The sequence below is a fragment of the Janthinobacterium sp. FW305-129 genome, from assembly GCF_020858115.1.
Classification (GTDB): domain Bacteria; phylum Pseudomonadota; class Gammaproteobacteria; order Burkholderiales; family Burkholderiaceae_D; genus Janthinobacterium.
In genome coordinates this window covers 1-12,711 of the sequence record NZ_JACYMM010000010.1, presented here as the reverse complement: position 1 = coordinate 12,711, position 12,711 = coordinate 1, and the positions used below count along the sequence as shown (strand labels likewise).

The following is a 12,711-nucleotide window of genomic DNA, read 5'->3' as shown; positions in this document are numbered from 1 at the left end:
TTCTCCTATTACCAGCTTGCTTTTGTCATACCCGGAATTTCACCACGCATGGCGAATTCACGGAGCTTGATACGACCCAGACCGAATTTACGGAATGTGCCGCGCGGACGACCAGTGATGGCGCAACGGTTACGTTGACGCGTCGGGTTCGAGTTACGTGGCAGCGCCTGCAATTTCAGGCGAGCTTCGTAGCGCTCTTCTTCCGATTTCGATTGGTCATCGACGATGGCCTTGAGAGCTTCGCGCTTAGGGGCGAATTTCGCCACCAGGTCAGCACGCTTGATCTCACGATTAATCAGTGACAGTTTGGCCATGATCAGTTCCTGAAAGGGAATTTAAAGGCGGCGAGCAAAGCTTTGGCTTCGTCATCGGTCTTAGCGGTTGTCGTGATGCTGATATTCATACCGCGCAACGCGTCAATCTTGTCGTATTCGATTTCAGGGAAAATGATCTGTTCCTTGACACCGATGTTGTAGTTGCCACGACCATCAAATGCACGGCCGTTCACACCACGGAAATCGCGTACGCGCGGCAGAGCCACGGTAATGAAGCGATCCAGGAACTCGTACATGCGAGCGCCGCGCAGGGTGACCATCGTACCGATCGGGTAACCTTCACGGATTTTGAAGCCTGCGATCGCTTTGCGGGACTTGGTGGTCACTGGCTTCTGGCCGGCGATCTTGGTCAAGTCAGCAACTGCGTGCTCGAGAACTTTTTTATCCGCGATAGCCTCACCAACACCCATGTTCAGGGTGATCTTGGTCAGGCGTGGAACTTCCATTACCGACTTGTAACCAAACTTGCTGGTCAGGTCGGCAACGACTTTTTCTTTATAGAATTCTTGGAGACGTGCCATGATTTCTTAAGCCTTCACTACTTCGCCGGAGGATTTAAAGATGCGGACTTTCTTGCCGTCCACTTCTTTGAAACCCACGCGATCTGCCTTGCCAGTCGCCGCATTAAACAATGCAACGTTGGACACGTGAATTGGCATGGTCTTATCGACGATACCACCAGTTACGCCAGTCATCGGGTTTGGCTTAGTCGCTTTTTTAGCGATGTTAATGCCGTCAACCACGATATGTTCAGCATCGATACGCTGCTGTACCACACCACGTTTGCCCTTGTCTTTCCCGGTCAGAACGATGACTTCGTCGTTTTTACGAATCTTATCCATTACGACTCCTTACAGGACTTCCGGTGCCAGGGACACGATTTTCATGAACTTCTCAGTGCGCAGTTCGCGCGTGACAGGTCCAAAAATACGGGTACCGATCGGTTCCAGCTTGGCGTTCAACAGAACGGCGGCGTTGCCGTCGAACTTCACCAGGGAACCGTCTTGGCGGCGAACACCTTTAGCGGTGCGCACAACCACGGCGTTATAAATTTCACCTTTTTTGACACGGCCACGTGGCGCAGCAACCTTAACGGTTACCTTGATCACATCGCCAATGCCAGCATAACGGCGCTTGGAGCCGCCCAATACCTTGATGCACATTACTTCTTTGGCACCGGTATTGTCAGCCACTTCGAGCCGGCTTTCAGTTTGAATCATAGTATTCTCTTTCCCAACTTAAGCCGAAGAATCCACACAATGTAGACCCACGGTCAGTCTTGGTCCCGCCAGAGCCGCCCTGCTGGGCTTCACTGTTTGGGTGCATGACCTTCATACATCAACTGACCGCGAATGCTACTGTCTGTGGCCAGACACTTTGCGGCGTTACATGAACGAAGCCCGCAAGTATTACATACAATTTGCGGGCCTGCAAGTACTAATTAAAAGCCACCGCCGAAACGGTGGTTTTTATTTAAACGGTTGGTGCGGCTTGAACCACACGTGTCACCGTCCATGCCTTCGTTTTGGAGATCGGGCGACCTTCCTGGATCTCAACCGTGTCACCGGCCTTGACTTGGTTGGTCTCGTCATGCGCGTGATACTTGTTCGAACGCATGATGATCTTGCCATACAAAGGATGTTTTACGTGGCGCTCGATCAGAACGGTAACGGTCTTGTCCATCTTGTCCGAAACCACTTTACCGATCAGCGTGCGCTTGAGCGACTGTTTCACTGGTTCGTTCATTTGGCTTCCTTCAGATTCATTACCGTCTTCACACGCGCGATATCGCGGCGTACCTTCTTGAGCTGCGAAGTGTTGCTCAGCTGCTGCGTAGCGATTTGCATGCGCAGGCCGAACTGTGCCTTCAACAGGTCATTCAGCTCTTTTTGCAGAGCTGGCTGGTCCTTGCCGCGGAGTTCAGATGCTTTCATATACAACTCCAATTATTGGCCGACTTGGCGGATGACAAACGTCGTCGCCAGTGGCAGTTTAGCGGCGGCAAGACGGAATGCTTCCCGTGCCAGCGCTTCATCAACGCCATCCATTTCGTACAGTACTTTGCCTGGCTGAATTTCAGCGACGTAGTACTCAGGATTACCTTTACCGTTACCCATACGGACTTCAGCCGGTTTGTTCGAAATCGGTTTGTCCGGGAAAATACGGATCCAGATACGGCCACCGCGCTTGATGTGACGCGTCATTGCACGACGCGCCGCTTCAATTTGACGCGCAGTGATACGACCGCGCGCAACTGCCTTCAGACCGAATTCGCCAAACGACACGGCGGTGCCGCGGCTGTGCGAAATACCGGTATTACGGCCTTTCTGCTCTTTACGATACTTTCTGCGTGCTGGTTGCAGCATGATTATTCTCCTGCTTTCTCAGCTGGTGCTGCTGCGGCGGCCGGTTTAGCGGCGGTACGCACACGTGCACCTGGTGCTGTGGATGGTTTCGCACCGGCACCGGCTGGACGTGGACGGCCAGCTGGCTTGCCATCGTCACGGCGTGGGCCGCGGCTTTTCTTCTCGTCAGCTGGGGTATCGATGACTGGTGCATCGCCGTTCGGCGCGCGGTCACCTTTGTATACCCACACCTTGACACCGATGATGCCGTAGGTGGTCGACGCTTCGCTGGTACCGTAGTCGATATCGGCGCGCAGGGTATGCAGAGGCACGCGGCCTTCGCGGTACCACTCTTTACGCGCGATTTCGATACCGTTCAGACGGCCGGACGACATGATCTTGATACCGAGAGCACCCAGGCGCATTGCATTTTGCATTGCACGCTTCATGGCGCGGCGGAACATGATCCGTTTTTCCAGCTGCTGCGAGATCGAATCGGCGATCAGTTGCGAGTCGATTTCAGGCTTGCGAATTTCTTCGATGTTCACGTGAACAGGTACGCCCATGATCTTGGTCAGCGCCGACTTCAGTACTTCGATGTCTTCGCCTTTTTTACCAATGACCACGCCTGGACGCGAGCTGTAGATCGTGAAGCGCGCGTTCTTGGCTGGGCGCTCGATAACGATGCGACCAACGGAAGCGTTCTTCAGCTTCTTTTTCAGGTAAGCACGTGCTTTCAAGTCTTCGTTCAGCATGGCAGCGAAATTACCGTTGCCTGCATACCAGCGCGAAGCCCAGTTACGGGTGACCGCCAGACGGAAACCGGTTGGATGAATTTTCTGACCCATCGTGGCTCCTTAGTTACCGACAGTCACGTAAACGTGACAGGATTGTTTCGAAATACGGTCGCCACGGCCTTTTGCACGCGCGGTGAAGCGCTTCAGGACCGGGCCCTTTTCGACGTAGATCGTTTTCACGAACAATTCGTCGATGTCCGCACCATCATTGTGCTCGGCATTCGCAATAGCGGATTCCAGAACGCGTTTGATGATCGCAGCACCTTTTTTCGGGCTGAATTGCAAGATGTTGAGTGCAGCGTCAACTTTCTTGCCACGGATCAGGTCAGCAACCAGGCGGCCCTTTTGGTCCGACAGGCGCACACCTTTGAGGATAGCTTTAGTTTCCATTATTTCTTAGCCTTTTTGTCAGCTGCATGGCCCTTGAACGTACGGGTCAGTGCGAATTCGCCGAGCTTGTGACCAACCATGTTTTCGGAAACATAAACCGGCACGTGCAGCTTGCCGTTATGCACCGCGATCGTCAGGCCGATAAAGTCAGGCATGATTGTCGAACGACGCGACCAGGTTTTGATTGGCTTTTTGTCTTTGGCTGCTTGCGCGGCTTCAACTTTTTTCACCAGGTGGGCGTCACAGAACGGCCCTTTTTTCAATGAACGTGTCATGTGCTACCCCTTATTTCTTGCCGCGGCGCGAGACGATCATGGAAGTAGTACGCTTGTTGCTGCGTGTCTTCTTACCCTTAGTCTGTTGGCCCCAAGGCGAAACTGGATGACGACCAGCTGCTGTTTTACCTTCACCACCACCGTGCGGGTGATCGACCGGGTTCATGACCACACCGCGAACGGTAGGACGAACACCGCGCCAGCGCATCGCGCCAGCCTTACCGATTTTACGCAGGCTGTGCTCGGCATTGCCGACTTCACCAACCGTAGCACGGCACTCGATGTGCACGCGACGTACTTCACCCGAGCGCAGACGCACTTGAGCGTAGGTACCTTCACGAGCCATCAGCACAACGCCAGCGCCGGCGGTACGTGCCATTTGGGCACCTTTACCTGGCAGCATTTCAACGCAATGCATCACGGTACCGACTGGGATGTTACGGATTGGCAAGCAGTTACCCGATTTGATCGGTGCTTCCGAACCGTTCATCACGCTGTCGCCAACGGCCATGCCTTTGGTTGCGATGATGTAGTGACGTTCGCCGTCGGCGTAGCACAACAGAGCGATATTCGCGGTGCGGTTTGGATCGTATTCGATACGTTCCACTTTCGCTGGAATACCATCTTTGGTGCGCTTGAAGTCGATCAAGCGGTAGTGTTGCTTGTGACCACCACCGATATGACGGGTGGTGATGTGACCGTTGTTGTTACGACCAGCGGTCTTGGATTTCTTTTCAACCAGGGCAGCGAACGGACGACCTTTGTACAGGTCGGCATTCACCACCTTCACCATGCCGCGACGGCCTGGCGAGGTTGGTTTCATCTTAACGAGTGCCATTATGCAGCCTCCTCGGAGAAGTTGATTTCCTGGCCAGGCTTCAGGCACACGAAAGCACGCTTGGTATGGTTACGACGACCGTTGAACTTGCCGGTGCGTTTTTGCTTACCTTCGCGGTTTGCAGTTTGCACGGACAGAACTTCAACCTTGAACAGCAGTTCGACCGCTGCCTTGATTTCAGGCTTGGTTGCATCCGGCAATACGCGGAATACAATTTGCTCGTTCTTTTCCGCGACCATGGTGGCCTTTTCGGAAATCACGGGCGCCAACAGCACCTTCATCAAGCGTTCTTCGCTATGTTTCAAAATCGCGCTCATGCCAGCATCTCCTCAATCTTGGCCAATGCAGCTTTGGTGACCAGGATCTTCTTGTAGAACACCAGGGACATCGGGTCTGCGTGACGTGGCTCAACGACGAGTACGTTAGGCAGGTTGCGCGATGCCAGTTCCAGGTTTTCGTTCAGAACGTCGGTGATGATCAGAACCGAATCAAAGCCCAGGCCGTTCAATTTTTGCGACAGCAGCTTGGTTTTTGGCGCGTCGATCGTCAGATCGTCGATGACGATCAGGCGCTCTTCGCGAGCCAGCTGCGACAGGATCGAGCAGATACCTGCGCGATACATCTTTTTGTTCACTTTGTGGGTGAAGTTTTCGTCAGGCGAGTTCGGGAAAATCCGACCACCGCCGCGCCACAGTGGCGACGACGACATACCAGCACGAGCGCGGCCGGTACCTTTTTGGCGCCATGGCTTTTTCGTCGTGTGGTGAACTTCTTCACGGTCTTTTTGCTTGCGGTTACCACTACGTGCATTCGCTTGATAAGCGATGACGACTTGGTGGATCAGCGCTTCATTGTAGTCACGGCCGAAAATCGTATCGGCTGCAGCAACGTTCGAGGCGGCTTGACCTTGCGCATTCAGAAGCTTGAGTTCCATCGTTTAAGCTCCCTTCTTGGCTTTGGTTTTGATGGCTGGCGAGACAACTACCTGGCCATTTTTCGCACCTGGAATCGCGCCTTTGACCAGCAACAGCTGACGGTCGGCATCGATACGGGCGATCACGAGGTTCTGGATCGTACGGTTAACGTCACCCAGATGACCGGTCATGCGCTTACCAGGGAAAACGCGACCTGGATCTTGTGCCATACCGATGGAACCTGGAACGTTATGCGAACGCGAGTTACCGTGCGTTGCACGGCCAGAAGCGAAGTGGTAACGTTTGATAACGCCTGCATAGCCTTTACCGATGGTAACGCCTTGCACGTCGATCTTTTGACCGACTTCGAACAGGGAAGCAGCGACAACATCGCCAGCTTTCAGTTCAGCGGCTTTGGCAGCGTCGACACGGAACTCTTTCAACAGAGTACCGGCTTCAACACCAGCTTTAGCGTGATGACCAGCAACAGCTTTGGTCACGCGGGAAGCGCGACGTTGACCGAATGCGACCTGAACAGCGGAGTAGCCATCTGTTTCAGGGGTTTTGATTTGCGCAACACGGTTGTTCGATACGTCCAACACGGTGACAGGAATCGAATCCCCTTCATCCGTGAAAATGCGCATCATACCAACCTTGCGACCGAGAAGGCCTAGGCTCATTTTTTCTCCATTCCCACCTGCGATTGGGCGGGGCTTGTTTAACTACAAAGTAACGTAGGACTCAAAAAAGACGAATCCATACCGAAGCCGGCTAGTATATAGCACAAAAACCCTTGACGCAACAAGTTAACACGAGGTATGTCAAAGTGTTGCGCGACGCCCCTGCGGGAGTTGTCAGGGCAGGGAAATTGAGAGGGAAAGCAGTGCGCGAAGGCCATCCATGCGGGACGGCGCCATGAAGAGAAACGGCGCGAGAGGGGCTTGCCGCCCTGCTCGCGCCGCATGCTTCCGGCCGCCAAACAGCGCCGCGTCGGCACGCCGGACAGGCACTGCCGGACTTGCCGCCTTAGCCGCCGTACGTGCGATCGCAGCTGGCGGTGCAGGTATCGAGAATCATCTGGCAGATCGGACTGCTTCCGCCCAGGCCGCCGCCACCGGTGCAGCTGACAACCTTTTGCCAGCAACCGTAATAGCATTGCTGCAATTCAGCACTCGTGGCATAGGCATAACTGCCGCTCAGGCTGCAGGCGAAGAGGAAAAAAGCCAGTTTCTTGATCATGGTACTGTCTCCAGGTTTTTTATCAGTGGGGATGGAAGGTCTTGCCAAGCGGCGGCAAGCCATCCTGCCTGTCGCCGCCCTACTACGCCGCTGCGCCGCCGCACGTAGTTTCGTGCTTCTCGGCAATCAATACCAAAGAGTACCGTAAACAATACCAACTTAAAACCACTTATTTACAAAATCGGCAATGTTTTCATGCGCCACGCGATTGCGCCAGTGGACTATTGGGTGCCCTTGCCAATCTGATACCAGTCCACCTTGCGCGTCGCCACCATGATCGCGGCCAGCACGGCGAACAGCAGGATGCTACCCATCACCAGCGCATTGTTTTCCGAGCTCAGCAAGCCATACAGGGCGCCATACAGCATGGTCAGCCCCACGCCGAAGCCGATGCCGCGCCAGGCGTTGTGCAACACGTGCACCAGATAAAAGCTGGTCAGCACGATACAGGCGGCGCTGGCGATCAGGTAGGCGGCCAGGAAGGCGATGTGCTCGGCCAAGCCCACCAGCAGCAGGAAGAAGATCACCAGCGACAACCCCACCAGCAGATACTGCACCGGGTGGATCGGCAGGCTCTTCAAAATTTCGAAGATGAAGAAGGCGGCAAAGGTCAGCGCCACGAACAGCAAGCCATATTTGGTAGCGCGATCCGATTGCGAGTACACGTTCACCGGCTCGATGAAGCCCACGCTGAAGCGGTCGATCTGGCCCAGCGGCGCGCTGTCGGGCACCTTGAATTCACCCTCGATCGTGCTCAGCTGCGTTTGCGCATTGGTGGCCAGCGAGGAGATGCTCCACTCGACCTGAAAGCCATCGGCGTTGATCTGGCGGAATTTCGGCGACGGCAGGAAGCGCCCGCCAAACTGCGGATGGGGCCAGTTAGACTTGATGCTGATCTGACTGTTTTTCGCCACCGGCACGAAATGCTGGCGTTCGATGCCATCGAGGCCCAGGTCAAAGCTGAAGCGCACCTGCTGCGGCGCCGCCAGAGGCATGGCGCCCAGCGGCGCATGCAAGCCGCTGCGGAAGGCGAACAGGTCGGTCCCCTGCTCGAACTCGATCTTCTGGCCGCCCCAGTCGATTTTCGGAATATTACGGATACCGCGCACGTCCTCGATGGACAGGGCCACAAACGGCGCCCCCAGGGTCACGCGCGATTCCGGCGACTTGCGCGGCAACTGGCTGCTGGCCGGCACCGTGAAGTCGCCCTTGAACGCGTGCTGGCCGCTATAGACCAGCACCTGGTGGATGCCGCGGTAGCGGCGGTCCGTCTCGATGTTACCGTTGAGCAGTAAATTGTTCGGGTAGACAAGCAGACGGCGCTGCACCGTGCGGTGCAGCAACTCCGTGCGCACCGCCGATTTCGCTTCCTTGTCATCGCCCTTGGCCACCTCCACGCGCTCTTCGTACTGCTCCGTGTAGGGAATCACCAGAATGGGACCGATGATGGTTTGTTCGCGCACCGAATCGGCGGCGATGCTGTTGACGGCTTCCTGGCGGAATTCCATCCGCTCCTTGATCGTTTCCTGAATCATCAGCAAAGGCAGGCCGATCAGCAGCATCAGGCCGAACACGATCAACGCTTTGACTAACAGAGTTTTTTGCATGGCGCATCCTTGAAGTAAGGACGCCAGTGTAAAAAAGCTGTATGCGCTGACGATGCAGTCTGTGTGAAGCGGGCAAATAAAGTGTGCTACACCAACGGCAGGCACAGGCGCGCGCAGGCGCCACCGTCCGCATGGTTGAGCACCTCGACCGTGCCGCCATGCAGGGAAGCGACCTCGCGCACGAAGGGCAGGCCCAGGCCCGTGCTCTTGCCGGCGCTCGGGCGCGGCAGGGAATAGAAGCGCTCGAAGACGCGCTCAATCGCATACGCGGGGATGCCCTCACCGCGGTCACGCACGGCAATTTCCACCTGGCTACCCAGGCGCCGCGCCGTCAGGTCGATGCCGCTGCCCGGCGGCGCAAAGCCGGCCGCGTTGTCGAGCAGATTGCCCAGCGCCTGACGCAGCAGCAAGGCATCGCCGTCCACGCTCAACGCGTCGCACTGCAGCTGCAGGCGCACGCCGCGTGCCGCCAGCGTGGCGGCCGCATCCTGCGCCACTTGCGCCAGCAGGGGCACCAGCGCGATGCACTCGGGATGTTCCAGGCGCTGCTGCTTCTCCACGCGCACGAGGGCCAGCAGCTTGTCGATCAGCTGCCGCTGGCGCGCGTTCTGCTCGAGGATACTGGCGAGGAACTGGCGGCGCTCTGCCGGCGGCATGTCTTCCTGCAGCAGCTCGGCCGAGGCCTGGATGGCGGCGATCGGGCTTTTCAATTCATGCGCCAGGGTATGCATCAGCTGCTCCACGTATTCCTTGCCTTCCAGGCGCGTGCGCATCGCTTCCAGCGCCCGCCCCAGGGTACCGATCTCGTTCTCGCCCAGCGCAGGCAGCGCCACCTTGCGCCCCGCTTCCACCTCGCCGATATAGTTCATCAGTTTGCCCAGCGCATGGTGCAGCCACCAGGCGAACGCCAGGCCGATCAGCAGCGACAGCAGCAACAGCACGGCGCCGCGCTGCAGGATCTTGCGCTGGCTGCGCTCGACAAACGCTTGCACGCTGGCATTCGGCTTGGCCACCGTCAGCACACCGATCACCTCATTGCCGTCGCGAATCGGCGCGGCCACATGCATCACCGTCGACATCTCGTCGTCCGGCCGGCTGCGCGTGCTGCGCGCGCCATACTTGCCCTGCAAGGTGAGGTACACGTCATTCCAGCGCGAATAGTCGCGCCCCACGTCGCGCCCGCTGGAATCGAACAGCACGATGCCGTGCCGGTCCGTGATGGTGATGCGGTAGTCGAGCGTGCGCTTGCGCACGCCATTGATGTTGACGTCCACGCCATGGCGCGCGTAATCCTGCATGCGTTCGGCCACAGGCGACTGCGCCAGCGTGCCCGCCTTCAGATCAGGCGCCACCAGGCTGGCCAGCAGCTGCGAGGTGTCGACCAGGGTATCTTCCAGAGTCGAACGCACGCCCGGCTTGACTTGCTCCATGAACACGTTGAGCAGGAACCACGCCGCCAGGCCGACGATCAGGAAGTAGCCGAGCAGGATGCGCAGGCCGATCCTCATGCGCCGGCCAGGCTGTAGCCGAGGCCACGGTGGGTGTGGATGGGGTCGACCTGCGCATCGACGGCGCGCAGCTTGGCGCGCAGCGACTTGACGTGCGCATCGACCGTGCGCTCAAGCGTGTCGGGCGCCCCGCTCCACACGCGCTGCATCAGCTGCGCGCGCGACAGCACGTGGCCCGGATGTTCGAGCAGGGTCTTCAGCAACAGGTATTCATAGCGGGTCAGCTCCAGCGGCTGGCCGTGGAACAGCACGCGCGCCTCGAGCGCGCGCAACTCGAAGCGCGCCGGTGCCGGCGCGGCCGCGGCAACAGGTGCGGCTATCGTCATGCCCGTCTCGCGGGGCGCTGGCGCGATGCCTGCGCGGCGCAGGATGACGCGGATGCGGGCCACCAGTTCGCGTGGCGAAAACGGTTTGGTGACGTAATCGTCGGCGCCGATTTCCAGGCCGACGATGCGGTCGATCTCATCGCTGCGGGCCGTCAGGAAGATCACCGGCACCTCGGAAAACTGGCGCAGCCGGCGGCACACTTCCAGCCCGCTCATGTCGGGCAAGCCCACGTCGAGCACCACCAGAACGGGCATGGGCGCGGCCTCGCCGGAGAGCGGGCGCAGCGCGGCCAGGGCTTGCTCGCCCAACATCACATGGCACGGCGTAAAGCCGTCCGTGCGCAAGGCATAGGCGATGCTGTCGGCAATCGCCTGTTCATCTTCCACGATCAGGACAGTCTTGGACATGGCGGCGGCACACATTAATGGACAAGCCTGGAGTATCACTGAAGCACGCAAGCGGCGTCAATCGCGCGCCTGTCCGCGCGCTGGCGGCGTGCGGCAATCGCCTTGAAGCCGTGGCGGCCAGCCCGCAACAGGAGCGCCTAAGGCTGGGCGACGTGGATGCTGGCCTTGATGTGCTTGAGGTGGGCCACGATGGTGAACGTCATCACCACCAGCAGCGACCACGAGCTCCATTTGCTGACGTGCACGACCGACCACGCGCCAAGCTGGTTGGGATAGCGCCACACGCCCCAGAAGGTGCTGATGTTTTCGGCCAGCCAGATGAAGAAGCCGACCAGCACGAAACCGAGCAGCAAGGGCATGCTGCGGTCGCGGTCGAGCGGGCGGAACACCACGGTGGTGCGCGCATACAAGCCCAGCGCGCAGGCGGCCAGGTACCAGCGATAGTCGCCGATGTAGTGATGGGTGAAGAAGTTGGCGTAGATCAGCAGCGCGATCAGCACTGCCATCCAGTACGGCGGATGGTGGCGGATCCGCATGTCGAGCAGGCGCCAGGTCTGGATGATGTAGCTGCCGACGGCGGCGTACATGAAGCCGGAAAACAGGGGCACGCCAAGCACCTTGCTGTAGGCAAAGTCGGGATAGCTCCACGACTGTATCGTCCCCGATACCTTGAATACCTCGAGTGCGAAGCCGACTGCATGAAACAGGCAGATGGCTTTCAACTCATCCCACGTTTCCAGCCCGCTCCAGACCATCGCGGCCTGGATCGCCAGCGCCACCAGCAGCAGCACGTCATAGCGCGGCAGGCCGAACAGGCCTGTGCGCGGCACCAGGAAGACGGCAGCAAAAAACAGCCCCACGAACAGGCAGGATCTCGCCTCCTTGATGCCGAAATACAGGAACTCGGTCAGGAAACGCGGCCAGCCGCGCAAGCGATGACGGGGAGTGGCATTTAACAGGTGGGTATCGATGGCGTTAAGCATGCAGCAACTTTATCGGCCGGCCGCGGCACTGTAAAGCGATTTTGCACGGCACAAAAGCAATGGGGCCGGGCGCACTCACGATCGTGAGCGGGCCCGGCCCCATCATCAGGCAGCGGGATACCCCGCCGGCCTTCTTAAAAACGATTATTGCAGTTTGATTTCGACATCAACACCAGCTGGCAGGTCCAGCTTCATCAGCGCGTCAACGGTTTTGTCCGTTGGGTCAACGATGTCCATCAGGCGTTGGTGCGTACGGATCTCGAACTGATCGCGCGAAGTTTTGTTGACGTGCGGGGAACGCAGCACGTCGAAACGCTGAATACGGGTAGGCAGTGGTACTGGGCCTTTGACGACAGCGCCGGTGCGCTTCGCGGTTTCAACGATTTCCAGAGCGGACTGGTCGATCAATTTGTAATCGAAAGCCTTCAGGCGGATACGGATTTTTTGGTTTGGTGCCGACATGATATTTCCTTAAAAGAACGAACCGCGCGGTTTGCACGGCAATGAGGTCATACGGGAATTTCTGACGCAACAACCGTCAGGGTCGACATGATAGCACCAAAATGCTTGCCAACCCCGGCAGTTGAATAAAAAGAAGGGCGCCGGGCGACGACGCTTCTTCTTTTATAGTCGCTTAATAATTAAGCGATGATTTTTGCAACAACACCAGCGCCGACGGTACGGCCGCCTTCGCGGATAGCGAAGCGCAGACCTTCTTCCATCGCGATCGGGTTGATCAGCTTGAC

The 12,711-nt window shown here is 57.7% G+C and carries 20 protein-coding genes and 1 pseudogene; all 21 read right to left on the bottom strand.

Annotated elements, in window-relative coordinates:
* Positions 1-8 precede the first annotated feature (8 nt).
* The gene (rpsN, locus tag IGS61_RS19915; RefSeq protein ID WP_010394423.1) at positions 9-314 is read right to left on the bottom strand and encodes a 30S ribosomal protein S14; all 306 of its coding nucleotides are present in this window, start codon (positions 312-314) and stop codon (positions 9-11) included.
* 2 nt (positions 315-316) lie between these two features.
* Positions 317-856 (bottom strand): 50S ribosomal protein L5, encoded by a 540-nt coding sequence (gene rplE / locus IGS61_RS19910; RefSeq protein ID WP_010394421.1) that lies wholly within the window; start codon positions 854-856, stop codon positions 317-319.
* 6 nt (positions 857-862) lie between these two features.
* Positions 863-1,177 (bottom strand): 50S ribosomal protein L24, encoded by a 315-nt coding sequence (gene rplX, locus IGS61_RS19905; protein WP_034753204.1) that lies wholly within the window; start codon positions 1,175-1,177, stop codon positions 863-865.
* A 9-nt stretch (positions 1,178-1,186) separates the two neighbouring features.
* Positions 1,187-1,555, bottom strand: a complete 369-nt coding sequence (gene rplN / locus IGS61_RS19900) for a 50S ribosomal protein L14 (RefSeq protein WP_008444317.1) — start codon at positions 1,553-1,555, stop codon at positions 1,187-1,189.
* Between the two features lie 253 nt (positions 1,556-1,808).
* Entirely contained in the window at positions 1,809-2,081 is a 273-nt protein-coding gene (gene rpsQ, locus IGS61_RS19895) for a 30S ribosomal protein S17 (protein ID WP_010394415.1), read from the bottom strand.
* Positions 2,078-2,269, bottom strand: coding sequence for a 50S ribosomal protein L29 (rpmC, locus tag IGS61_RS19890; protein WP_010394412.1), 192 nt, complete (start codon positions 2,267-2,269; stop codon positions 2,078-2,080). Before rpmC ends, rpsQ begins: the two co-directional genes overlap by 4 nt.
* 12 nt (positions 2,270-2,281) lie before the next feature.
* Positions 2,282-2,701, bottom strand: coding sequence for a 50S ribosomal protein L16 (gene rplP / locus IGS61_RS19885; protein WP_034753201.1), 420 nt, complete (start codon positions 2,699-2,701; stop codon positions 2,282-2,284).
* Positions 2,702-2,703: 2 nt separating this feature from the next.
* On the bottom strand, positions 2,704-3,528 hold the full coding sequence (gene rpsC / locus IGS61_RS19880; RefSeq protein WP_092718261.1) for a 30S ribosomal protein S3: 825 nt from the start codon (positions 3,526-3,528) through the stop codon (positions 2,704-2,706).
* A gap of 9 nt (positions 3,529-3,537) precedes the next feature.
* A complete protein-coding gene (rplV, locus tag IGS61_RS19875; protein WP_170840583.1) occupies positions 3,538-3,870 on the bottom strand; it encodes a 50S ribosomal protein L22 in 333 nt (110 codons plus the stop codon).
* On the bottom strand, positions 3,867-4,142 hold the full coding sequence (gene rpsS, locus IGS61_RS19870) for a 30S ribosomal protein S19 (RefSeq protein ID WP_008444295.1): 276 nt from the start codon (positions 4,140-4,142) through the stop codon (positions 3,867-3,869). Before rpsS ends, rplV begins: the two co-directional genes overlap by 4 nt.
* Positions 4,143-4,152: 10 nt before the next feature.
* Positions 4,153-4,980 (bottom strand): 50S ribosomal protein L2, encoded by an 828-nt coding sequence (gene rplB, locus IGS61_RS19865; protein ID WP_034753198.1) that lies wholly within the window; start codon positions 4,978-4,980, stop codon positions 4,153-4,155.
* Positions 4,980-5,297, bottom strand: a complete 318-nt coding sequence (rplW, locus tag IGS61_RS19860; RefSeq protein WP_010394398.1) for a 50S ribosomal protein L23 — start codon at positions 5,295-5,297, stop codon at positions 4,980-4,982. The genes rplB and rplW overlap by 1 nt, the downstream gene beginning before the upstream one ends.
* On the bottom strand, positions 5,294-5,914 hold the full coding sequence (gene rplD, locus IGS61_RS19855) for a 50S ribosomal protein L4 (protein WP_034753197.1): 621 nt from the start codon (positions 5,912-5,914) through the stop codon (positions 5,294-5,296). Before rplD ends, rplW begins: the two co-directional genes overlap by 4 nt.
* Before the next feature lie 3 nt (positions 5,915-5,917).
* A complete protein-coding gene (rplC, locus tag IGS61_RS19850) occupies positions 5,918-6,574 on the bottom strand; it encodes a 50S ribosomal protein L3 (protein WP_010394393.1) in 657 nt (218 codons plus the stop codon).
* 346 nt (positions 6,575-6,920) lie between these two features.
* Positions 6,921-7,133 carry a hypothetical protein gene (locus tag IGS61_RS19845; protein ID WP_230541247.1) on the bottom strand — a complete coding sequence of 71 codons (213 nt, stop codon included), beginning with the start codon at positions 7,131-7,133 and terminating at the stop codon, positions 6,921-6,923.
* 221 nt (positions 7,134-7,354) lie between these two features.
* Complete coding sequence (gene creD, locus IGS61_RS19840; RefSeq protein ID WP_230541246.1) at positions 7,355-8,740, bottom strand: cell envelope integrity protein CreD; 1,386 nt, start codon at positions 8,738-8,740, stop codon at positions 7,355-7,357.
* An 86-nt stretch (positions 8,741-8,826) separates the two neighbouring features.
* The gene (creC, locus tag IGS61_RS19835) at positions 8,827-10,248 is read right to left on the bottom strand and encodes a two-component system sensor histidine kinase CreC (protein ID WP_230541245.1); all 1,422 of its coding nucleotides are present in this window, start codon (positions 10,246-10,248) and stop codon (positions 8,827-8,829) included.
* Positions 10,245-10,982 carry a two-component system response regulator CreB gene (gene creB, locus IGS61_RS19830; RefSeq protein WP_230541244.1) on the bottom strand — a complete coding sequence of 246 codons (738 nt, stop codon included), beginning with the start codon at positions 10,980-10,982 and terminating at the stop codon, positions 10,245-10,247. Before creB ends, creC begins: the two co-directional genes overlap by 4 nt.
* A gap of 137 nt (positions 10,983-11,119) precedes the next feature.
* Complete coding sequence (locus IGS61_RS19825) at positions 11,120-11,965, bottom strand: DUF817 domain-containing protein (protein ID WP_230541243.1); 846 nt, start codon at positions 11,963-11,965, stop codon at positions 11,120-11,122.
* Between the two features lie 144 nt (positions 11,966-12,109).
* A complete protein-coding gene (gene rpsJ, locus IGS61_RS19820; RefSeq protein ID WP_010394389.1) occupies positions 12,110-12,427 on the bottom strand; it encodes a 30S ribosomal protein S10 in 318 nt (105 codons plus the stop codon).
* 179 nt (positions 12,428-12,606) lie between these two features.
* Positions 12,607-12,711 (bottom strand): annotated as a pseudogene (locus IGS61_RS19815) (EF-Tu/IF-2/RF-3 family GTPase); the annotation flags it as partial.